Source organism: Thioalkalivibrio sp. ARh3, assembly GCF_000377265.1.
GTDB lineage: Bacteria > Pseudomonadota > Gammaproteobacteria > Ectothiorhodospirales > Ectothiorhodospiraceae > Thioalkalivibrio > Thioalkalivibrio thiocyanoxidans.
Window position 1 is genome coordinate 579,873 of sequence record NZ_KB897947.1, and the last position, 20,691, is coordinate 600,563.

Consider the following 20,691-nt stretch of genomic DNA (forward strand, 5'->3'; position numbering starts at 1 on the left):
ACGCCGCGCAATGTGCACGCGGATCCGTGTTTCCCGGATGGGAGCCCCGGCATGCGAGCTGCCGGGGACGGGGCGTCAGAATTCGAACGCGGGCTTCGGCTCGAACCCGACCAGCGGCTCCACGCGGGTCTCGAACAGGACGTCGTGGCGGACGCTGTCCTCGGTGGTGCGCGTGATCAGGTTGGCATGCATGATCGGGCCGTCCCCGGTGATCACGAACAACCGGCCGCCCAGGGTCAGGTAGCGCTCGAGGAAGTCGTTGTATTCCGTCATCGCGCCGGTCACCACGATCACGTCATAGCGCTCGCGCGGCGGAGCCCACTCGGTCGTCACCGTGGCGGTGCGCAGGCTGGTGTTGTCCAGGCCGAGATCCACCAGCGTGTTGCGCGCCTTCAAGCGCAGTTCGTCGACGCGTTCGATGGAGTCGACATGTGCGGCCAGGCGCGCCAGGCAGGCGGTGACATAGCCGGAGCCGGTGCCGATCTCCAGTGCCGTCTCGGTCGGCTGCGCGCCGGCGGCCTGCAGCAGCCTTCCGATCACGACGGGTGGCAGGGTGTGCGCGCCATGGCCCAGCGGGATCTCGGAGTCCGCGTACGCCAGGGCCTTGTAGGCGTCCGGCATGAAGCGTTCGCGCGGGAGCGTTTCCATCACGTCCAGCACGCGCATGTCCAGCACCTCCCAGGGGCGGACCTGCTGTTCGACCATGTTCATCCGGGCCTTGGCGAAATCCATCGCGGTGTCCTCGAGTACGTCAATAGCGGCGAAAGAGTACGTTCGCACGCGCAAGCAAGCAAGTTGTAGGAGGCCAGCCCTCTGGCCGATTGAATCTGGCCAACACTCCAATCGCAGAGGAGACTCGACTCCTGCGGGGTACGGGGACAGAACCGGTGCCTAAACCAAGCCTCTGGCCGAATGGGGCCTGATCAACTTCCTATCGGCCAGAGGGCTGGCCTCCTACGGGTTCGGGGCGGTGCGCAGGGTATCTTCGATTGCCTGGATACGTGCGCGCTCCAGGGCCGTGCCGAGGGCCTTGCCCTTGTGTCCTTCGGCCATCAGGGTCTGTACGTCGACTCCCTGCGCGGCCGCCACGGCGCGGCGCACCGCATCGGCCTGGGGATAGGGCTTCTCCTCCCAGCCAGTGCGGCCGCGAAAATCCGCCTCCACCGCGAGCAGGAAGGGCTCGACATTCTCCGGTCGGCGCAGGGCATCCAGTCCGTCCACCAGCTTCATGACCGTCTTCGGGCGCAGGTCGAAGACCCGGTGCACCAGTCCGTGGTAGCGCGCGACCCGTATGGCCAGATCGCGGTAGCGGTTGGGGATGCGCAGGCGTTCGGCCAGGGCGCGGATCAGCAGGACCCCGCGTTCTTCGTGCCCGTGGTGGCTGGGCAGGATCCCGGGGTCGGTATTGCCCTTGCCGAGGTCGTGCACCAGCGCGGCGAAGCGAACCTCCGGGGACTCGGACAGGCGGGTTGCCTGGTCCAGCACCTTCAGGGTGTGCACGCCGGTATCGATCTCGGGATGATAGCGCGCCGGCTGCGGGACGCCGAACAGGCATTCGATCTCGGGGAACAGGCGGGCCAGTGCCCCGGCGTCGCGCAGGACTTCGACAAAACGGCGCGGGGCCGGGCTCTTCAGAGCCTTTTCGCACTCGGCCCAGACGCGCTCCGGCACCAGTGCGTCGACCTCGCCGGAGGTGACCAGCTCGCGCATCAGGTCCAGCGTGTCGTCGGCGACCCGAAAGCCCCAGGGGTCCAGCTGCGCGGCAAAGCGGGCCACACGCAGCAGCCGTACCGGGTCCTCGGCGAAGGCGGGCGAGACGTGGCGCAGAACGCGCGCCTCAAGGTCGGCCTGTCCGTTGTAGGGGTCGATCAGATGGCCGTCGGCGTCCTCCGCCATCGCATTGATGGTGAGGTCGCGACGTTCGAGGTCGGCCTCCAGCGAGACCTCGGGCGAGGCGTTGAGCTGGAAGCCGTGGTAGCCACGCGCGGTTTTGCGCTCGGTGCGCGCCAGCGCATATTCCTCGTGCGTCTCGGGGTGCAGAAAGACCGGGAAGTCGCGCCCCACCGGGCGAAAGCCGGCGGCCTCCATGGCCTCGGGCGTGGAGCCCACCACCACGTAGTCGCGTTCGTGCACCGGGCGCCCCAGCAGCCGGTCGCGCACCGCGCCCCCGACGAGATAGATGTGCATGGCGCCGCGCGGCCGCGCCAGGCGCTAGCCGCGGTCGACCTCGCGGGTGTGGGTGCGCAGGGCCTGCTTGCGTGCCTCGAGGCCGCCACCGAGGTATTCCGGAGCGATCGACTCGAGCCGTGTCGGGCAGGGCAGGCGGGAGCCGCCTTCACAGACGCTGTCGATGGTCAACGAGGCGAAATTGTCGCGTGACAGCGGCTTGCCGGGCACGAACTCGAACACGCTCGCCTGCAGTTTGCCGGCCCAGTCGGGCAGCGCCATGATTGGGCGCCGGTGGCCGATCAGCTGGCCGACATAGCGGACCAGCTCTTGCAGGGTATAGGTCTGCGGGCCGCACAGCTCGAAGCCCTCGCCGAAGGTCTCGGGATCCTCCAGTGCGTCGACGAAATGCTCGGCGACATCGCCCACGTAGACGGGCGCGAACTTCGCATTCGCGCGCGCCAGCGGCATGACCGGCGATATCTTCAGCAGGGTGGCGAAGCGGTTCAGGAGGGAGTCATCGCGCCCGAAGATCACCGATGGGCGAAAAACCGTGACCGGGAAGGCGTCGCAGGCGAACACCAGTTGTTCCGCCTCGCCCTTGGTGCGCAGATACTGGCTGGGCGGGTTCTCCATGTCGGCATTAAGCGCGCTCATCTGCAGGAAACGACGGACCCCGCAGGACTCGGCGGCCGCCAGGGCCTTTTGCGTCAGTTCCACGTGCGCGGCGCGAAAGCCCGAGCCATCGCGGCCGCGTTCGTTGAGGATCCCGATCAGGTTGATGACCGCATCCTGGCCCGCGAAGAAGCGCTGCAGCGTGGCCGGGTCGTGGGGGCTGCCCTCGATCAGATCAACCTCCGGATTTACCAGCAGGTCGCGGTGGCGGTGGGGGCGCCGCGACAGCACGCGCACGCGGATACCGCGGTCGACCAGGCGGCGGATGATCTGATGGCCGACAAAGCCGGTGCCGCCGAGCAGGCAGACAGAGCGAATCGAATCAATCGACATGGTCCCAAGGTCCTTCCGAAAGCCGGTGGGGGTGGTCTTATACTCGGGTGACTGTCAATCTTCAAACCGGGTTCCGTAACTCCGAGGCCTCGATATGACCGACCTGACCGCGATCAATCCCGCCACCGGCGAAACCCTGGCACGGTATCCGCGCATGGCTCCCGAGGCGCTGGAGGCTGCGTTGGCGCGGGCGGCCAGCGCCCAGCAGGACTGGGCGGCGCATCCCTCGACGGTTCGCGCCCAGTGCCTGCGCGATCTGGCCACCGTGCTGCGCGATCAGCGCGAGGCGCTGGCGCGCACCGCCACGCAGGAGATGGGCAAGCGCCTTGTCGAGGCGCGCGCCGAGGTCGACAAGTGCGCAATCGCCTGTGAGTACTATGCCGACCGCGGACCGGACTTTCTCCAGGACACCATGATCGCCTCCGACGCGAGCCGCTCGTTTGTCGCCTGGCAGCCGCTGGGTGCCATCCTGCTGGTCATGCCCTGGAACTTCCCGTACTGGCAGGTCTTTCGCCAGGCGCTCCCGGCGACGCTGGCCGGCAATACCGTCCTGCTCAAGCATGCCTCCAATGTCCCGGGTTGCGCCGAACACCTGGAGCGCGTGTTTACCGAGGCCGGCCTGCCGGAAGGCGTGTTCCAGAACCTGCCGGTCGGGTCGGACGCGGTGGAAGGCATTATTGCGGATGCGCGGGTGCAAGGGGTGAGCCTGACGGGGTCGGAGCGCGCCGGGCGCGCAGTGGGCGCCGCCGCGGGCAAGGCACTCAAGACCTCGGTGCTGGAACTGGGCGGCTCCGATGCCTTCATAGTGCTGGCGGACGCCGACCTCGACTATACCGTCGAACAGGCGGTGCGCGGGCGCTTCCAGAATAACGGCGAGACCTGTATCGCCGCCAAGCGCTTTATCGTCGAAGAGGGCGTGGGCGACGCCTTCGTCGAACGCTTTCGCAGGGCTATCGAGGCACTGGTGGTTGGCGACCCGATGGCCGAGGAGACCAATGTCGGACCACTCGCGCGCGCGGATCTGCGCGACGAGTTGCACGACCAGGTTCGGCGGAGTCTGGATGCGGGGGCCGAGTGTGTGACCGGCGGTGCGATCCTGGATGGCCCTGGTTACTACTATGCCCCCACCCTGCTGGACCGCGTCGAGCCGGGCATGGCGGCGTTCGATGAAGAGACCTTCGGCCCCGTTGCCGCCGTCACCCGCGCTCGCAACGCTGACGAGGCGGTGCGCCTGGCCAACCGCTCCCGCTTCGGCCTGGGTGGCAGCATCTGGACTGGCAACTGGGTGCGCGGCGAGGCCCTGGCGCGGCGCCTGGAATGCGGCTTCGCTGCCGTCAACGGTATCGTGAAAAGCGATCCCCGGCTGCCCTTCGGTGGTATCAAGGACTCCGGCTACGGCCGCGAGCTCTCCGAGCTCGGCATCCGCGAGTTCCAGAATGCCAAGACGATCTGGGTGAGCTGATCCGGGTCTTGCGGCGGTACGAGATCCTGTTCCCGTCGGGGCAGGCAGGCAGGGATTCAGGGGGGCTCGTGAGCGGTAGGCGCTGGCTGGGCTTTCCCGGTGCAGGAGGGGCGGGGCTTCAAAGCGCGGGCTCGTCCTCACTCTCCATCATCACACGGTTGCGACCGGTGTTCTTTGCGCGGTAAAGGGCCTGATCCGCTCGAGTCATTACGCTGGCCGGCGTATCCCCTGCACGAAAGGCAGTGACCCCGAGACTGATGGTGGCGGAACCTGCCGGCGGGAAGCATTCGTCTTCAACTGCACGGCGCAGGCGCTCGGCGATATCGAAACCCTCCTGCAGGCCGGTTTCCGGCAGCAGGACCACGAACTCCTCGCCGCCCCAGCGCCCCAGGATGTCGGAATCCCGCAGCTCTCTGGAAACCCGAGCCGTTACACCCAGCAGGACGCGGTCGCCGACCTCATGCCCGTATGTATCGTTGACCGCCTTGAAATGATCCAGGTCGAACATCACGAGTGCGGTGGGGACACCGTAGCGTTGATGGTGGGCCAGGGCCCGTTTCAGTTCGGCGTCCAGGCGCTGGCGGTTGGCCGCGCCGGTCAGGTGGTCGGTCGACGCCTTCTGCCGAAGGGCGGCCTCCAGCCGCTTGCGCTCGGTGATGTCGATGCCGACCCCCAGCAGATACAGCTCGCCATCCAGCTCGACCCGGAAGCCGTTGAACAGATAAGGCGTCGTGGTGCCCCGGGTGATCAGCCGGCTTTCGATCTGCGAGTAGCCTCTTGTGAAGACTTCCTCGATCGCGCGAGCCGTCGCTTGCCGGTCTTCTTCCGCCAGAATCTCCAGCGCATTCAGCCCATCCAGCTCTGTGCCAGTGCGGCCCGTCACGGTCATCATCCGGTCGTTCCAGCGCACCAGGCGGCCTTGCGAATCCAGCTGATAGAAGACCCCGGGGAGGCTTTTCAGGATCGAGTCCGATAGCGTCTTTTCCCGGCGCAGGCGGTCTTCCAGGGCGCGTCTCTCCGTGATGTCCCGGATAATGGTCGAGGTCTGCAGCGTTTTTCCGGTCTCCTCGTCGCGCTGGACGATGATGGCCTGGGATACCGGCACCTCCTGGCCGCAGGCATCGAAGAGCGCGGTCTCCCCTTCCCAGAAACCCGTCTGGCGGGCGCAGGGCAGCCCTTCCTCCACGACCTTCCTGGCCGCCCAGTCGGGATGTACATGCCGTACCGTCTCCTCGACGCTCAGCGTCTGGAGGGGGAGCCCGGAACGATCCCGGTCGTCTCCGGTCCTCGCGAGGGCCCGCCCCGCAACCTCGGGCAGGCCGAAGAACTGGCGCGCGGCGGCGTTCATGAAGAGCATGGCGCCCTCTCCGTCGTGCATGGTCACCACGTCCTGTGTGTGTTCCAGTATCGCGGCCATCCGGCGCAGGTTGTCTTCAAGCTCCCTTTGCTCGGTGATGTCCTGGAGGGCTGCGATCATGCGTGCCGGTTTGCCATCACTGTCAGACTCGACCTGGCCGCGATGGCGCAGGGCGCGCATGCGGCCGTCGGGGTCCAGGAGGCGGTGGTCCACATGCAGATGACCTGTGTCGAGAGCGTGGTCAATCGCCGTCCGAACCTTTTTTCGATCGTCGGGGTGGACCGTGCGCATAAAGGATTCCAGCGTGCCGTCCGGGCGGCTCGGGTCCATGTTCAGGATGCGACAGGCCTCGTCGGACCAGTGGATCTCCCCGGTGCGCAGGTCAGCTGTCCAGCCGCCCAGGCGCGCGATTCGGTGCGCCTCGGCCAGTTCCTTTTCCCGCCGCTGAAGAATCGCTTCGGTTTCCCTGCGTGCGCTGATGTCGCGCACCGAAACCAGTATCTCCGGGCCGCCGTCCAGGTCCAGGCGGCTCAGGAGAACCTCGGTGAGAAACTCGGTCCCGTCCCACCTGCGGTGGACCCATTCAAAAAGGGCCTTGCCCCGATGCAGGGCCTGGTCGATACAGGCGATGGCGGCCTGTTCGCTGGGGCGGCCATCGGGCTGGCAGGCCGGCGACAAGTCAGTGATGCGGAGTGTGGTGAGCGTCGCTTTGTCGGGCACCCCGAACAGATCCAGGGCGGCCGGATTGCCGTCCCGCACACGATCGCCCTCGAGAAACAGGATCGCATCCCGTGATTGCTCGAACGCCGCGCGGTAACGGTCCAGATCGCTGGGCGCGCCGGGCCGTCCATGTCTGCGTTTGTCCGCCATGGCCATGATCTGTTCCGGCCTGACTTTTCGTCAGCCGCCCCCCTGTCTGTGCCGCCCGGTTCCCGTGTGTTTGCTGCTCCCCTGCGTTCAAGTGTAGCGAGTGGGTCCAGCAAGATGCCAATGGTGATCCGCAGCGCCCCAGCCTTTCCGCAAGCGCAAGCGCAAGCGCAAGCGCAAGGGTCTCGGGTCTCAGGGGACGGTGTCTTCCTCGCGCCCCGAAACTGAGGTCCCGCGAAATCTTCCGGTTGAGCAGAAACGGCAGGCTGATGGACGAGACGCGCGGCCTCCTGGTCGCATGATCCCTTCCGGCAAGGCCCCCGAGCGTTTTCGCTCGAACCGGCGTTGGCTCGGGCGGTCACTGAAGCCTGGTTTCAGGCGCCGCGGGCGGGGCGCATGCGGTACAGGCCCAGTTCCAGTTGCTTGCGGCTGCTGACACTGTCGCGCTTGGCGATGATGCGGGCGATCAGGGGTTCGTCGCGGTCCAGGAGGTCGGCGGCGAGCTGGTTCTGCTCGCGTGGCAGGTAGCCGAGTTGGTGGTCGACCCAGTCGATGGCGACGGCCTTGTCGTCGTGCGGGTTCAGGCGTTCCCGACGCAGGGTCAGGGCCTGGCCGCGCTTCAGGGCGTTCCACAGCTTCGGGGCGTCGTGGTGGCGGAAGCCGGCCAGCGGGATGGTCTGCAGCAGTTCCTCGGTGGTGGCGGTGGCGCGGTAGCGCCCGCGCTTGGCGTAGTAGCCGCGCAGGGTGGGGATCGGACGGGCCTGCTGGATCTTGTTCGGCATCTTGGACTCCCTATCTTGTCTGGATCCGGGGTCCGTTGTAGCACCTGGGGTGGCTCACAGAATGAGCCACCGGACCCGATGGTGCTCTCGCTCAGGCAGGTCTGGGTGGGCTCTTGGCAGTCGGGTTGGCCTTGACTCTGCTGCCGCGCGGCTTCTGCGGGCGGCTCCTGGCCGCCGGGCGCCAGAGATCCTCCCAGCCAAGGCCGGTGAAACAGGGACCCATGGCGGCCTCGGCGAAGGTAATGGCCGGCAATCGTGCATTCCACTCGAGGAGGCGAACCTCGCCTTGGCGGCTGATGGCGACATCCCAGCCGATGCAGCCGACATGGGGGATCCGGTTGTGGAGTTTCTCCACGACCGAGACGGCCTCGCGGAAGGCGGGGGCCTCGAGACCCGAGAACTTGATGCCGGAGACGGGGTGGCGCTCTGTCTCGGTCCAGTCGGGGAGATAGCCGAAGGGGCCCAGGCGCCCGGTCTCGACCGAGACGGGGATGTACAGTTCTTCCAGTTCCCCGGTGGCACGATTCAGAGGAATACAGAAATCGGCCGCCTGCGGAGCGTGCTGATTGGGGTCAATGCCCGTTCGCAGGAACGCGGCGCGGGCGTGAGCCTGGCCATCGGGATGAAGTACGGTGGTGATGCGCAGGGTGGTCACAAACCCGGGGGCAATCTGGTCGAACAGTTCATGTTGGACCACGAACTCCTGCAGGGTGCCGTCGGGCAGCGTCCGCAGACGTTCACGGTCCAGTGAGCGGGCGTCCAGCAACATCACCCCGCTGCTTTCGCGGCCTCCGTCGGGTTTGAACACGACACGATTGGAATGGCGGAACAGCGTGCGCTCCCAGGCGTCGTCCGGGATCGGGCGAAAAGACGGAGACATCAGCCGACCGTTCATCACGTGGGCGCGATCGGGAAAGTGCGGGCTGCGAAAGAGATGGCGCGACAGCGATCGGATGCTGGATATTTCGCCCGCCTTGCGGTTGATGCTTGGCAGTACCACTTGGCTGTAGTAGTTCCCGGGAATCCAGCCCTCGCGGAATTCTCCCGCCACGGTCGCGTATACCTGAAGCCAGTCGGCATAGCCGCTCCAGCCGAGCACTTCGGTTGCGTATTCTCGCGTCTGGCGGCGGATGGAGCGGGGCAGGCGCCCTTTTTTTTGTTCGATTGGTCGCAGCAGCTTTGTCGCTTCTTTGCGATGCACCCGGTAGAGCCGATAGCGGCCATATCGATTCTTCAGTGACCGATAGGTGCGCAACATCCCAGGATTCCTTCGCCTTTGTTATTAGACGCTTTCCATGTGTGTCCCGGATGCTAGGGCGCGTGGTGGCGGGCGAGAAGCCGAGGGGTGAATCGAGGTTCACAAAACTCCTGGGCGGCTCACGGGTGTATGCCGGTTTTGTGACATTACAAGTGCGCCGCAGGCCTGCTGGTTGCGAAACGCGGGTCCTTACGGGTACTGACGGGCCGCTTCCCTGAGGGCCTTGGCGACGCGCGTGCGCAGGTTGTCGGGCGCAAGCACCTCGACGCCCGGTCCGTGACGAAGGATCTCCTGGATCAGCTCGGTGGGGTCGGCGTAGGGGACTCGCAGGTGGTAGGCCTCGCCCTCGTATTCGCCGATCTGGTCCGGATGCCAGGTCTCGTCGGCGACCCAGCGCGCGTGTTCCGGGGTGAAGCGCAGCTCGGCCCATTCCTGTGCCGGGCCGGTGAAGATGCCGAAGGCCGAGCCGATGTGGGCATCCAGCGTAGTCTCGTCGAGGTCGCGGTAGGTGCCGTCTGCCGGGGTTGTCGAACGGATGCGTTCCAGCGCAAAGGTGCGCAGGTCCTGTGCCTGCTCGCACCAGGCGATCAGGTACCAGTTGTCGCGGTAGTAGAGCAGGCGCTGTGGATGCACGACGCGGCGGGTTGCGGTGTCGCGGGCGCGGCCGTGGTACTCGATCGCGATTGGCTGTTCGTCCAGCGTGGCGGCGGCCACGGCCTGAAAGCCCTCGCTCCGCCCACCCCGCTGCGCCAGCGGCTGGATGCGGATGCGACGACGCACAGCGTCCGGCTGGTGCCCGCCGCTGGCGAGCAGCTCGCGGATACGATCCTTCAGTGGACCCAGAGTGGGTGCCAGCAGACCCGGCTGCACGTCCTCCAGCAGCTGCTCCATGGTCAGAAGTGCCAGCAACTCGGACTCGTTGAACCACAGCCCGGGCAGTTCGAAGGCCGGGGCGTCCTGTCCGTATCGGTAGCCGTTGGCCTGCGGGTCGTATTCGATCGGCGCCTGCATGAAATCGCGCATGTACTCGATGTCGCGCTTGATCGTGGCGCGCGAGACCTCGAGCCGTTCCATCAGGTCCGCCAGCGACGGCGGACGCCGGGCCTGCAGCAGGCGGTGCAGATGAAAGATGCGTTCGGCGCGGTTCATGTCCGCGACGCTAGCGGCCGGCGGCCCCCGCTGCAACTGGGCGTGATCTCTCAACAGGCTGCCCCGGCCTCCCTGAGGACAACCTGTTGGGAGATCACACCCAGGCGCGCACCCCCAGGCGGGCCAGCAGGGCCAGGCCCGTATGTACCAGCACGAGCACAGGGGCGAAGGGCTGGTCCAGCGGCAGGCTCAGCGCCCATGCGATCAGGAACCCGGCGAGGGCGATGGCCAGCGCCCACAGGAGCAGGCTGCGCAGGTTGTGTGCGAGATGGGCGGCACCCCAGGCGGGCAGGAGCAGGGTCGCCAGTGCCGCCGGAAGGCCCAGCACCATGCTGCCGAGCACGATCGCGGCGACCAGCCAGGCGATCTCGACGAGCCGGAGCCAGGGTGCGGGGGGCGGCGCGGCGGAGACGTCGGGGGCGATCTGGGCGTACAGCCAGACCCTCCGAAGCCCGGGCCACAGGATGAGGCTGGCGACACCCAGGATGGCCACGGCCCAGAGCTCGGCCGGACCGGTGAAGTACAGCTGGCCCTCGGCCCAGGCGGCCGCGGCCAGGCTGGCCTGCGAGAAATTGGCAGCCAGCAGGGTAACGGCGGCCAGCCCCGCCAGGAACACGGCCAGGGGGAGTCGCTCGCGATCTGCACTGCGTTGCAGCAACGCCATAACCCCGGCACCCAGGAGCAGGGCCACTGCCAGCACGGGCCAGTGCAGCACGGATGCGAGCACGCCGCCCGCGGCGGCCCACTGCCCCAGCGCCAGCGCCTGCCAGACCGACCCGCGCAGGAACAGTCCGGCACCGGCCAGCGCCAGCACGCCGGTCACCAGCAGCCCGGCCACGAACGGGACCAGCAGCAGATCACCGGTCATGGAGGTACTCCGCCAGTGGGTGATCCTGCACGCCAGCGGCCCTCAGGAAGTCATCGTCGTGGCTGGTCATCAGCAGTGTGGTTTCACCGGGCAGGGCGGCGATCAGTTCGATGGCATCGTGGCGGACCTCGGCATCGAGGTGATTGGCGGGCTCGTCCAGCAGGATCAGCCGCCTCGCCGGGCCGAGTCCCTTGCAGCTGGTCAGGGCGGCGGCCAGACGCAGCAATTGCCATTGCCCTCCACTCAAGCGGTCCAGGCGCTGGTCCATCAGGGCGCGAATGCGCGACTGTTCGGGTGTCTGCGCGCCCATGGCCCGGAACCAGTCATGCCCGGACAGGGGCCAGGGCTGGCGGCGCGGGTGATTCTGCGCGAGCAGGCTGGTGCGGGTCTCGGGGGCAAGCTCCAGTTGGCCGCCATGAACCCGGGCCTGGCCGGTGACGGCTTTCAGCAGCAGAGACTTGCCGATCCCGTTGGGGCCGGTCAGGGCCCAGCGCGCGCCCGCGGGGACCTCCAGAGACAGAGGGCCGAGAACCGGGCGCTCGAACCCGAGGCAGGCGGAGCGGGCGCGCAGGATGGTGTTGGCAGAAGACATGGAGACCCTTTGCGGTGCTGGTTTGACGGACGTCAGCGCTGCGACAGGGCCTCGGCCCAGGTGGTCATCAGTTCCAGATAGCCCTCCAGCCCCTTTTCGTCCGGCGGGTCGAGGCGGACGGCATGAGTCGGCCAGCCGAGGTGGCGTTCCAGGAACTCCGCGCCCCGTTCGGGCTGGAAGACCGCATACAGGACGGCTCCGTCGGTGCCTTCCAGGTCGCCGACCAGGCTGCGCAGGTGGCGCGCGGTGGGCGGGATGCCCGGGGCCGGTTCCAGATAGCCGACGATCTCGACTGGCAACCACTCTTCCAGATAGTCGAGATCCTCGTGATAGACGACGATGCGCTGGTCCGGCTCTACGCGTTCCGCCAGGGTTTCGGCGTGCTCGCGCAGGCGTTCGGCGGCCGCCTCGGCGCGTTCCATGAAGGCCTCGGCGTGATCGGGGCGCAGCTCGCCCATGCGTTCGCCCAGCGCGAGCCCGATCTCGGCCATGCGCAGGGGGTCGGCATTGAAATGCGGGTTGCCCTCCTCATGCACGTGGCCCATGTTCGGGCCGTCCTTGGTGATGGAGCGGCGCAGTTCGACCTTGTCGGCTGCGCGGAAGTGGCCGGGCTGCCCCGAATTGATTGCACGGTTGCGGGCGCCGCGCTGGGCGGCGGGCAGCCAGCCTTCCTCGAGGCCGGCCCCCATTTCCAGCAGCAGGTCGGCCCGGCGCAGGGCAGCCATGAAGCTTGGGCGGGCGTCCAGGTAATGTGCGTCGCGATCCGGCGGCGCGAGCACGCGGACCTCGGCCTCGTCGCCCCCGATCTCGCGGGCCAGGGCACCGAGGCTGGATGTGGTGGCCACGATGTTCAGTCCGGCGGCCGCCTGCGCGGGTAGCAGGATGAAGGTGAGTGCGGCCACCGAGGCCACGGCGGCGAGTGTCCGGGTGATACGGGTGCGAGTCTTGCTAAAGGACATGCGGGACTCCTGGTGATATCGGGGTACTAGATGGGGCCGGCAGGGTGTTGAAGGTCCTGCCAGCCCTGAACAAGGCAAGGGTGATCAGAAGCGGTGGGCACCGTGGGCACCGAGGGCCACGTTCAGCTGCAGCATGAATTCCAGCCCGCGGTCGCGATCACCGTCCTCGTCGACGAAGTCGTTCTGCGACAGCTGCGCGCGCAGGAATACCGGCTCCACCGGGCGGAAGGTGATCTGGGCGGAATGACGATAGCTGGTGCCGAACGAGGGCTCCGCGAAGTTGCGCTCGCTGCCTTCGTTGGTGGGCAGGCCGCGATTGGTCAGGCCCAGGGCCTCGGAGCGCAGCCCGGCCTCCCAGCGCGGGGCGAAGCCGTAGACGCCCTGGATATACAGGCCGTCCTGGCGCGCCTTGCCGCTACCCTGGGCGTTGCCGGCGATGGTGGTCTGGTCCTCTCGGCGCTGATAGTCGACATCGATTTCGCGATAGAAATACTCGCCCTGCAGCCGCCAGTCGCCGTGGCCGTAGGCGCGCCCCGAGCTGTACTTGTAGACGGCGTCCAGACCGGCGAACCAGGCATCGCCATCCCATTCCTCCAGGCCGGAACCGTGTTCGGTCTCTTCCTGCCAGGTGCGGGCGTAGCCGCCGGAGATACCGAACTGCGCGGCGTGGTCCGGGCCCAGATCGGGGCCGAATTTGGCGAAGGCGGTGACCAGGCGCGGCCCGGATACGTCGGAGAACGAGGAGCCGATTTCGTCCCCGGCGTTGGTGGTGTGCGAGCCGCCCGAGCCCTGATAGGGGATGAAGCTGTTGTCGCCCTGGAGGAGCTCCACCCCGAGTTTGGTGTAGGTCGCGGTCGGGGCGAGCCAGGTGGCCTGAACGCCGGTTTCCTGCAGGCCGTGGTCGCCGAACAGGTATTCGTTGACCAGCGGGCGGTCGACGAAATCCCAGTCGTGGCCGTGGCGGCTGTTGATGTAGCCGATGTCCGACAGGAATTTGCCCGCCTTGACCTGGAAGCCGCCCGGCAGGGCCCGGGTGGTCAGGTAGGCCTCTTCGACGTCGAGGTGGTCCTCGTCGAACCCGAGCATCAGGAACCCGTCGAACAGGTCGCCGAGATTGGCTTCGAAGGCCAGCTCGTTGTGTCCGAGGTTGAAGCCATCGTCGAAGCCGCCGTGGTCATGGCCATCGCCGTGTCCATGGTCGTGGCCGTCATCGAAGCCAGCCGGTTCGCTGATCCCGTGCGACAACTCGTTGTAGTAGATCCCTTCCAGGATCAGCGAGATGTCCAGCCCCCAGTTACGGTCTCCCGCGCGGGTCTCCCACTGCTGGGCGGTGGCGCTGGCCGGCACGGCGAGCGCCAGGGCGGTCAGTCCGCCCAGGGCCGGGCGGAACAGGTTCGTGTGATTCGGCATGACGGGCTCCCAGAAACGAGCAGGCGCGCCGGGATTATTGGCGCGCCTGGATTGTTATATCGTTACGTTCTGGTGGGAATGTTATGAGATAACATTTTACCGCACAACCCCGGCACAGCTGCCCTGTGGCGCCAGGCAGGCCTTCTAGGGTTTCTCGGGGATCCCGGCGCTTGCCAGCGCTTCGGCCCAGGCCTCGAGCTTGGCCTCGAAGCTCCAGCGGGCGTTGGCCGGACTGGTCGATGGCAGGCGCAGGGCCTTGACGCCCAGTGCCTGGGTCTCGTGCAGACGACGTGCGCTCTCCGCGCCGTTGTGCAGGACGAGGCGCAGTTCCGGTGCTTCCCGGGTCAGCCGAGTGAGGTCATTGGGTGCGGCGGCACGGATGGCGCTGTCCAGGCTGCCCTCGCGCTGGCAGGTGCCGTAGACATCCCAGAGGCCGATGCGGTGTTCGAGCAGGCGGCGGATGCGCTCGGGGTATTCAAGGTCGGGGAAGGGTTCGCCAAGGATGGCGGCCATGATCGGCCAGAACTGGTTGCGCGGGTTCGCGTAGTACGCCTGGGCCTGGAGGGAGGCCACCCCGGGGAAGCTGCCCAGCACGACGGCGCGGGTGTGGGCGTTCAGGACCGGTGGAAAGGCCTGAAGGTGAGCGGGCTCGGCCATCCCGGATCGGTCAGGCGTTGCGACAGTCCGCGCAGAGCCCGTGCAGTTCGACCATGCGCGAGTCGATGGCAAAGCCCTGAGCGGTGGCTTCGGCCTCGAGCGCCTGCGTGGCCGGGTCCGGGGTGTGGAATTCGGTGATCTGGCCACAGCCGTCGCAAATCATCAGCGCGGATTCGTGGCGTTCGCCCGGGTGGGAGCAGGCGACGAAGCCGTTCAGGCTCTCGATGCGGTGGATCAGACCCTGTTCCAGCAGGAAGGCCAGGGTCCGGTAGACCGTTGGCGGTTTGATGCTGTGGTCATCCGAGGACAACGCATGGATCAGGTCGTAGGCCTTGATCACGCCGTCGGTGCGCAGGATCTGCTCGAGGATGCGGCGGCGCTGTTCGGTCAGTCTGGCCCCGCGTCGGGTGCAGACGCGCTCGGCGTCCGCCAGGGCCTGCTCGATATCCGCCGGACTGTGGGAATGCGCTGTCGAGGTCATGGCGCCTAGGATAGCGGAAAGTGGCTCGCGCCTCTCGGCGTTGGTCGAGAGGCGCCAGTCTCGCTAGCGCAGCTCGATCCCTGTTGAATCCGCGTCTTGCGTCACAGGGGTGGCCGAGGCGGCATCCGCGGGCGTTGCCTCCGTCGCTTCGTGACGCGCGAAGACCTCGCCGGCCCAGCGCGCGCGCTGCTCGGGGGGCTCGGTGCCGTCGCGCCCGACCAGGTGGGCGTCCACGGCAAGCAACCGGCTCTCCAGCCCCTCGCCATTGGCGATCTGGATCGCGAGCCCGGGGCGGGCGTTGAGTTCGAGGATCAGGGGGCCGCGGTTCTGGTCGATCACCACGTCCACGCCCAGATAGCCCAGTTTGCTCAGTTCGTAACAGCCCGACGCCAGTTGCATCAGGTCACCCCAGCCGGGAATTTCCAGCCCGACAATCGAGTGTTCGGTGTCGGGGTGTTCCCAGATGGGCCGGTTGTGTTGCACGCCGCCGATGGTCTTGCCGGAAGCCAGGTCGATCCCGGTGCCGACTGCACCCTGGTGCAGGTTGGCCTTGCCGTCGGAGTCCTGGGTGGGCAGGCGCATCATGGCCATGACCGGGTACCCCCGGTAGACAACGGTGCGGATGTCGGGCACGCCACGATAGGTGATCTGATCGAAGGCCGAGGAGAACCGGACCCGCTGTTCGATCATCGCCATGTCGGGACGTCCGCCCAGGCTGTACATCCCGGAGAGGATGTTGGAGCAGTGGTCGTGCAGCTCGCTCATCTCCATCGTGCGGCCGCTGGCGCGCCGCAGCCGGTCCCCGCGCCAGCCGGTAATGACCAGGATGCCGTCGCCGGCGGCCCCATGCGCCGGCTTGATCACGAAGCCGCCGGGGTAGGCGCGCAGCAGACGATCGAGCTTGCGAATCTCGTGATGCGAACGGACGACGCCGTAGAGTTCGGGCACCGACAGGCCGGCGTCCAGGGCAAGGCGCTTGGTCTCCAGCTTGTCGTCCACCCGCGGGTAGAAGCGCCGGTGGTTGTACTGGGCGATGAAGCGCGCATTGCGCGCGTTCATTCCCACAATGCCCTGCGCGCGCAGGGTCCGCGGGAGTACGAAGCGTGGCAGCCAGCCCATGCTAGCGATCCTCCGAGCGTTTGGGGGGCTGCATGGCCTCCTGCATGCGGCCAAAGCGGAACAGCTCGCTCAGGCGATAGCCTGTATAGCGCCCGAGCAGCAGGGTCATCGCCAGCAGCACCAGCAGCAGTTCGGGGAATACGAACAGCAGGTGTTCCAGGTGGCGATTGGCCATCAGGCCATAGGCGGCCGCGGCCACGGCCAGGCTGCCGATGCCCTGGGTAATCGCGTCCGATGGCCCGTGTTCTTCCCAGACCACGGACATGCGCTCGATCGTCATGGCCAGGATGACCATCGGGAACAGCGATAGCGCGAGCGCCCGTTCGAACCCCAGTTGGTGCGAAAGGATGCTGATCCCGAGCATCAGCATGATGACCACGCTGACCACTGCGGCCAGTCGCGGCACGAGCAGTAATCGCAGGTGCTCGAGGTAGAAGCGTACGGCCAGGCCAAGTGACACGATCAGGGTAAACAGGATGATCCCGGCCAGCAGTTGTGTCTCGCGAAAGGACAGCGCGATCAGTACCGGCATGAACGTGCCGAATGTCTGGACGCCGATCACGTTGCGGAGGAACACGATGATCATGGCCCCCAGGGGGACCATGAGCAGTACGCGGTAGGTGTTCTGGGTCCCCAGCGGGAGATTCAGGGTGGAGAACTCCATCAGTTGGGCGTTGACGGTGTCGCCGAATCGCTGGGCGGTGGTCAGTGCGTCCTGTACGCCACGCGAGACGGCGAAGCGGACCTCGGCGTCGCGTCCGTTGGAGACCTCCAGCAGCGGCGCGGAACCATGGGCCCAGACGACTACGTCGTCCGGATATTCGATCTCGCCCGACAGCGGATGGATGGGCACCCAGCGCCGTGTGTTGTGGACCTCGATCCAGGTTTCCGGGCGCACGTCGCGGCGCCCATCGCGCAGGTGCAGCGTGGTGACAGTGCGCGCGGGAATACGGGCTGTTGCCAGAAGTTCAATCAATGTCTCGGTACGTTTCACGCGATCGCCGCCGTCATCGGCGAATACCGCGGCGTTGGACGCGGGCGCGGCGTGGGCGAGGTCATTGACCAGCACCGAGGCGAAGGTCTGAATGTCCGAGGAACGGCCGCGGACATCCTCGATCAGCGCATCGGCCGCGGAGCGGTAGGGCTCGGTCCATTCCGGGGCTGCGACGGGGCCGGGATACTCGGCATCCGAGCGATCATCGCCATCGCGGTAGAGGGTCGCGCGGTAGTACAGCACCTGTTCCCCCCGCGGCTGGCGTATGGTCCATTGCGCAATCCGGTCATCCTGGGCGCGCAGCGTGTTCAGGCCATACCCGCGCGAGACAAAGTTTTCGTCCAGCGTGGCGAAATTGGGCAAGCGGTCGGGGATGCGGAGCTGCACGTTGGCGGCACCGCCTGTTGGTTGATAGCGAACACGTGCCTCGACCTGCCAGGTCTCGGCCGATGCCCCGGGCATCACGGGCATGTCCAGGGCGATGACCTTGTAGGCGAAGATCCCGAGCCCGATCGTACTCAGCAGAACGATCAGGATCGGAAGATGAAATCGTCTCACGAATTGTCGTCTCCGCAGTCGGGCCGATGCGTATGCTCGGCCCCGGAGTCGACCAGAATATGTCCGGCGAGGTGCGTGCGACCAATGAGGGCCTGATACGTGAGGTTGCTGCGGTCAATGAGGGTCGTGTCGGCCTTGATGCGTTGATCACCGATGCAGAATTCCATCGCGATCACCGGACGCTCCTGGCTGTCGCCGCTGTGCTGGCGGATGCGGACGCTGCGCTCGATCGGCCGCTCCAGTGTGATGTAGGCGTCTTCGTCATCGGGGTCGACGACGTCAAAGCGGATCCAGTCCTCGCCGTCGCGCTCGAATTTCTCCTTGTTGAGCGCGTTCAGCGATGACGAGGTTGCACCGGTATCCAGCCGTGCCTCCAGCACGATCCCCTCGTCCACGATTTCGACATCTTCCACGGTACCCAGGATGGCCAGCGAGGACGGATCGTCCTTGGCCTGTACGGGGGGCAAGCCGAGGGCAAGGCCGAGCAGCATTCCCCCGAGGGCGGTTTTCGTTAAGCTGGACCAAAGGGTCGGGCGCATGGACACGTGGCCTCCTCAGATGTGGGGTCAAAAATAGATTCAGTCTATCCCAATGGTGCCATTGACCCGTGTTAGACAGTTCACAAACCTTTCCGGGAGGCCCGATGCGCTGGGTAGTCGATCTCGACGATCTGAATATGGACGATGTGGCCAGGGTGGGCGGCAAGAACGCCTCCCTGGGCGAGCTTCTGCGCGAGCTGGGGCGGGCTGGCGTGCGCGTGCCCGGCGGGTTCGCGACCACGGCCGACGCCTTCCGTGCGCATTTGGAGCACGAGAACCTCGCTGCCCGGATCAAGGCGCGCCTGGCCGATCTCGACATCAACGACATCGAGGCCCTGCGCGAGGCGGGGCGCGAGGTGCGTGGATGGATCGAGGCGGCGCCACTGCCGGACGATCTGGAACAGGCGGTGCGCGAGCACTACGCCAAGCTGGGCGATGATGTGCCCGTCGCCGTGCGCTCTTCGGCCACCGCCGAGGATCTGCCCGAGGCCTCGTTTGCCGGGCAGCAGGAGACGTTTCTGAATGTGCGCGGTATCGATGCGCTGCTTGCGCGGCTGCGCGAGTGCTTCGCCAGCCTCTACAACGACCGCGCGATTGCCTACCGGGTGCACAACAACTTCGCCCACGACGAGGTGGCCCTTAGCGCCGGGGTGCAGCGCATGGTGCGTTCCGATGTCGGCGCGAGCGGCGTGATCTTTACCCTCGACACCGAGAGCGGGTTTCGCGACGCGGTGTTCATCACCGGCGCCTGGGGGCTGGGCGAGACCGTCGTGCAGGGTGCGGTGAATCCGGACGAGTATCAGGTCTACAAGCCCGCGCTGGCCGCCGGCAAGCGGGCTATCATCGGTCGCACCCTCGGCACCAAGGCCATTCGCATGGTCCTGGACGAGGGCGGCACGCGCACCGAAGACACGCCGCGGGACCTGCGCGAGCGCTTCTGCCTCAGCGACGCCGATGCCGAGCAGCTGGGTCGTTTTGCGGTCGCGATCGAGCAGCACTACGGCCGGCCGATGGACATCGAGTGGGCCCAGGATGGCGAGACCGGCGAGCTGTTCATCGTGCAGGCGCGCCCGGAGACGGTGGAGAGCCGCGTCGAGCTCGGCGCGGGCGAGCGCTACGAGCTGGCCCCGCACAGCGAGACGCCGCTGGTCACCGGCAGGGCGATCGGCTCGAAGGTCGGCGCCGGGGTCGTGCGCGTGCTGGATTCCCCGGATTCCATGCACACCATGGAGGAGGGCGACATCCTGGTGGCGGACATGACCGACCCGGACTGGGAACCGGTGATGAAGCGTGCCGCCGCGATCGTGACCAATCGCGGCGGGCGCACCTGCCACGCGGCGATCATTGCCCGCGAGATGGGTATCCCGGCGGTGGTCGGCTGTGCCGATGCGACCGAGGCCCTGTCCGATGGCATGGAGGCCACCGTCTCCTGTGCCGAAGGTGACGATGGCCATGTCTACGCCGGAAGGCTCGACTACTCGGTCAAGAAGACCGATATCGGCGAGCTGCCGGAGCTGCCCGTCAAGCTGATGCTGAACGTGGCAAACCCGGGCCGCGCCTATGCCTTCTCGCAGCTGCCGCACGCCGGGATTGGGCTCGCACGCCTCGAGTTCATCATCAACGGCACCATCGGCGTGCACCCCCTGGCGCTGCTGGACTACGCCGAGGACCCGGGGCAGCTGGATGCCGATGCGCAGGAGCGTATCGCCGAGCGCCTGCGCGGGTTCGACGACGGCCCGCGCGAGTTCTTCGTGCGCAAACTGTCCGAGGGCATTGCTACGCTGGCCGCGGCCTTCGCGCCGGAGCCGGTAATCGTGCGCCTGTCGGACTTCAAGTCCAACGAGTATGCCCATCTGATCGGGGGCGCGGGCTACGAGCCGGAGGAGGAGAACCCGATGCTCGGGTTCCGCGGTGCCTCGCGCTATCGCTCCGACACCTTCCGCCCTGCGTTCGCGATGGAGTGCGAGGCCCTGCGCCGCGTGCGCGAAGAGATGGGGCTCGAGAACGTGCAGATCATGGTCCCGTTCGTGCGCACGCTGACCGAGGCCGAGGACGTGATCCACGTGCTCGGCGAGGAGGGGCTGCGCCGCGGCGAGAACGGCCTGAAGGTCGTAATGATGTGCGAGATCCCGTCGAACGCCCTGCTGGCGGCGCGCTTCCTGGAGCACTTCGACGGCTTCTCGATCGGCTCCAACGACCTGACCCAGCTCACGCTGGGCGTCGATCGTGACTCCGGCCTGGTGGCGGATTCCTTCGACGAGCGCGACGATGCGGTGAAGGCGTTGCTGACCATGGCGATCCGGGCCGCGAAGGATGCCGACAAGTACGTCGGGATCTGCGGACAGGCCCCGTCCGACTACCCCGAGATGGCCGCGTGGCTGATGGACGAGGGCATCGATTCCTTGTCGTTGAACCCGGATGCACTACTCTCCACCTGGGAGCAACTGGCGAAGGTGAGGGGATAG

At 66.9% G+C, this 20,691-nt stretch carries 18 protein-coding genes; 2 read left to right on the forward strand and 16 right to left on the reverse strand.

Translation table 11 applies throughout. The features are described from left to right. Nucleotides 1–75: 75 nt before the first annotated feature. From C995_RS0102690 to C995_RS0102700, 3 genes are all read right to left on the reverse strand, one after another. Complete coding sequence (locus C995_RS0102690) at nucleotides 76–732, reverse strand: protein-L-isoaspartate O-methyltransferase (RefSeq protein ID WP_018863468.1); 657 nt, start codon at nucleotides 730–732, stop codon at nucleotides 76–78. A 222-nt stretch (nucleotides 733–954) separates the two neighbouring features. Further along, entirely contained in the window at nucleotides 955–2,187 is a 1,233-nt protein-coding gene (locus C995_RS0102695; protein ID WP_018863469.1) for a multifunctional CCA addition/repair protein, read from the reverse strand. A gap of 24 nt (nucleotides 2,188–2,211) precedes the next feature. Continuing rightward, nucleotides 2,212–3,174, reverse strand: a complete 963-nt coding sequence (locus C995_RS0102700) for a complex I NDUFA9 subunit family protein (RefSeq protein WP_018863470.1) — start codon at nucleotides 3,172–3,174, stop codon at nucleotides 2,212–2,214. 94 nt (nucleotides 3,175–3,268) lie between these two features. Here C995_RS0102700 and C995_RS0102705 point away from each other — a divergent pair, with 94 nt between their 5' ends. Next, on the forward strand, nucleotides 3,269–4,636 hold the full coding sequence (locus C995_RS0102705; RefSeq protein WP_018863471.1) for an NAD-dependent succinate-semialdehyde dehydrogenase: 1,368 nt from the start codon (nucleotides 3,269–3,271) through the stop codon (nucleotides 4,634–4,636). Nucleotides 4,637–4,754: 118 nt separating this feature from the next. Here the strand turns inward: C995_RS0102705 and C995_RS0102710 are convergent, their stop codons facing one another. The 13 genes from C995_RS0102710 to C995_RS0102770 form a co-directional block, all read right to left on the reverse strand. Then, the gene (locus C995_RS0102710) at nucleotides 4,755–6,869 is read right to left on the reverse strand and encodes a diguanylate cyclase (protein ID WP_018863472.1); all 2,115 of its coding nucleotides are present in this window, start codon (nucleotides 6,867–6,869) and stop codon (nucleotides 4,755–4,757) included. A gap of 365 nt (nucleotides 6,870–7,234) precedes the next feature. Then, entirely contained in the window at nucleotides 7,235–7,642 is a 408-nt protein-coding gene (locus tag C995_RS0102715; protein ID WP_018863473.1) for an HIRAN domain-containing protein, read from the reverse strand. Between the two features lie 91 nt (nucleotides 7,643–7,733). Further along, the gene (locus tag C995_RS0102720) at nucleotides 7,734–8,900 is read right to left on the reverse strand and encodes a sugar-transfer associated ATP-grasp domain-containing protein (protein WP_018863474.1); all 1,167 of its coding nucleotides are present in this window, start codon (nucleotides 8,898–8,900) and stop codon (nucleotides 7,734–7,736) included. 189 nt (nucleotides 8,901–9,089) lie between these two features. Next, complete coding sequence (locus tag C995_RS0102725) at nucleotides 9,090–10,049, reverse strand: YafY family protein (protein WP_018863475.1); 960 nt, start codon at nucleotides 10,047–10,049, stop codon at nucleotides 9,090–9,092. A 94-nt stretch (nucleotides 10,050–10,143) separates the two neighbouring features. After that, nucleotides 10,144–10,917, reverse strand: coding sequence for a metal ABC transporter permease (locus C995_RS0102730; protein ID WP_018863476.1), 774 nt, complete (start codon nucleotides 10,915–10,917; stop codon nucleotides 10,144–10,146). Beyond that, nucleotides 10,907–11,509, reverse strand: a complete 603-nt coding sequence (locus C995_RS0102735; RefSeq protein ID WP_018863477.1) for an ABC transporter ATP-binding protein — start codon at nucleotides 11,507–11,509, stop codon at nucleotides 10,907–10,909. The genes C995_RS0102730 and C995_RS0102735 overlap by 11 nt, the downstream gene beginning before the upstream one ends. A 32-nt stretch (nucleotides 11,510–11,541) precedes the next feature. Further along, nucleotides 11,542–12,468: a metal ABC transporter substrate-binding protein gene (locus tag C995_RS0102740; RefSeq protein ID WP_018863478.1), complete on the reverse strand. Its 927-nt coding sequence runs from the start codon at nucleotides 12,466–12,468 to the stop codon at nucleotides 11,542–11,544. An 84-nt stretch (nucleotides 12,469–12,552) separates the two neighbouring features. Further along, on the reverse strand, nucleotides 12,553–13,878 hold the full coding sequence (locus C995_RS0102745; RefSeq protein WP_018863479.1) for a hypothetical protein: 1,326 nt from the start codon (nucleotides 13,876–13,878) through the stop codon (nucleotides 12,553–12,555). Nucleotides 13,879–14,022: 144 nt separating this feature from the next. Further along, complete coding sequence (locus C995_RS0102750) at nucleotides 14,023–14,535, reverse strand: DNA-deoxyinosine glycosylase (protein ID WP_018863480.1); 513 nt, start codon at nucleotides 14,533–14,535, stop codon at nucleotides 14,023–14,025. Between the two features lie 10 nt (nucleotides 14,536–14,545). After that, on the reverse strand, nucleotides 14,546–15,016 hold the full coding sequence (locus C995_RS0102755) for a transcriptional repressor (RefSeq protein ID WP_018863481.1): 471 nt from the start codon (nucleotides 15,014–15,016) through the stop codon (nucleotides 14,546–14,548). Between the two features lie 63 nt (nucleotides 15,017–15,079). Then, nucleotides 15,080–16,135 (reverse strand): alpha-L-glutamate ligase-like protein, encoded by a 1,056-nt coding sequence (locus C995_RS0102760; RefSeq protein ID WP_018863482.1) that lies wholly within the window; start codon nucleotides 16,133–16,135, stop codon nucleotides 15,080–15,082. Nucleotide 16,136: 1 nt separating this feature from the next. Then, nucleotides 16,137–17,687, reverse strand: a complete 1,551-nt coding sequence (locus C995_RS0102765) for an inactive transglutaminase family protein (protein WP_018863483.1) — start codon at nucleotides 17,685–17,687, stop codon at nucleotides 16,137–16,139. Next, the gene (locus C995_RS0102770) at nucleotides 17,684–18,178 is read right to left on the reverse strand and encodes a RimK/LysX family protein (protein ID WP_018863484.1); all 495 of its coding nucleotides are present in this window, start codon (nucleotides 18,176–18,178) and stop codon (nucleotides 17,684–17,686) included. The genes C995_RS0102765 and C995_RS0102770 overlap by 4 nt, the downstream gene beginning before the upstream one ends. Before the next feature lie 152 nt (nucleotides 18,179–18,330). Here C995_RS0102770 and ppsA point away from each other — a divergent pair, with 152 nt between their 5' ends. Beyond that, on the forward strand, nucleotides 18,331–20,691 hold the full coding sequence (ppsA, locus tag C995_RS0102775; protein ID WP_018863485.1) for a phosphoenolpyruvate synthase: 2,361 nt from the start codon (nucleotides 18,331–18,333) through the stop codon (nucleotides 20,689–20,691).

What these genes read in the sequence shown, in the direction of transcription:
- C995_RS0102690 (WP_018863468.1), bottom strand. Translation starts at nt 732, where the DNA reads ATGGATTTCGCCAAGGCCCGGATGAACATGGTCGAACAGCAGGTCCGC.
- C995_RS0102695 (WP_018863469.1), bottom strand. Translation starts at nt 2,187, where the DNA reads ATGCACATCTATCTCGTCGGGGGCGCGGTGCGCGACCGGCTGCTGGGG.
- C995_RS0102700 (WP_018863470.1), bottom strand. Translation starts at nt 3,174, where the DNA reads ATGTCGATTGATTCGATTCGCTCTGTCTGCCTGCTCGGCGGCACCGGC.
- C995_RS0102705 (WP_018863471.1), top strand. Translation starts at nt 3,269, where the DNA reads ATGACCGACCTGACCGCGATCAATCCCGCCACCGGCGAAACCCTGGCA.
- C995_RS0102710 (WP_018863472.1), bottom strand. Translation starts at nt 6,869, where the DNA reads ATGGCCATGGCGGACAAACGCAGACATGGACGGCCCGGCGCGCCCAGC.
- C995_RS0102715 (WP_018863473.1), bottom strand. Translation starts at nt 7,642, where the DNA reads ATGCCGAACAAGATCCAGCAGGCCCGTCCGATCCCCACCCTGCGCGGC.
- C995_RS0102720 (WP_018863474.1), bottom strand. Translation starts at nt 8,900, where the DNA reads ATGTTGCGCACCTATCGGTCACTGAAGAATCGATATGGCCGCTATCGG.
- C995_RS0102725 (WP_018863475.1), bottom strand. Translation starts at nt 10,049, where the DNA reads ATGAACCGCGCCGAACGCATCTTTCATCTGCACCGCCTGCTGCAGGCC.
- C995_RS0102730 (WP_018863476.1), bottom strand. Translation starts at nt 10,917, where the DNA reads ATGACCGGTGATCTGCTGCTGGTCCCGTTCGTGGCCGGGCTGCTGGTG.
- C995_RS0102735 (WP_018863477.1), bottom strand. Translation starts at nt 11,509, where the DNA reads ATGTCTTCTGCCAACACCATCCTGCGCGCCCGCTCCGCCTGCCTCGGG.
- C995_RS0102740 (WP_018863478.1), bottom strand. Translation starts at nt 12,468, where the DNA reads ATGTCCTTTAGCAAGACTCGCACCCGTATCACCCGGACACTCGCCGCC.
- C995_RS0102745 (WP_018863479.1), bottom strand. Translation starts at nt 13,878, where the DNA reads ATGCCGAATCACACGAACCTGTTCCGCCCGGCCCTGGGCGGACTGACC.
- C995_RS0102750 (WP_018863480.1), bottom strand. Translation starts at nt 14,535, where the DNA reads ATGGCCGAGCCCGCTCACCTTCAGGCCTTTCCACCGGTCCTGAACGCC.
- C995_RS0102755 (WP_018863481.1), bottom strand. Translation starts at nt 15,016, where the DNA reads ATGACCTCGACAGCGCATTCCCACAGTCCGGCGGATATCGAGCAGGCC.
- C995_RS0102760 (WP_018863482.1), bottom strand. Translation starts at nt 16,135, where the DNA reads ATGGGCTGGCTGCCACGCTTCGTACTCCCGCGGACCCTGCGCGCGCAG.
- C995_RS0102770 (WP_018863484.1), bottom strand. Translation starts at nt 18,178, where the DNA reads ATGCTGCTCGGCCTTGCCCTCGGCTTGCCCCCCGTACAGGCCAAGGAC.
- ppsA (WP_018863485.1), top strand. Translation starts at nt 18,331, where the DNA reads ATGCGCTGGGTAGTCGATCTCGACGATCTGAATATGGACGATGTGGCC.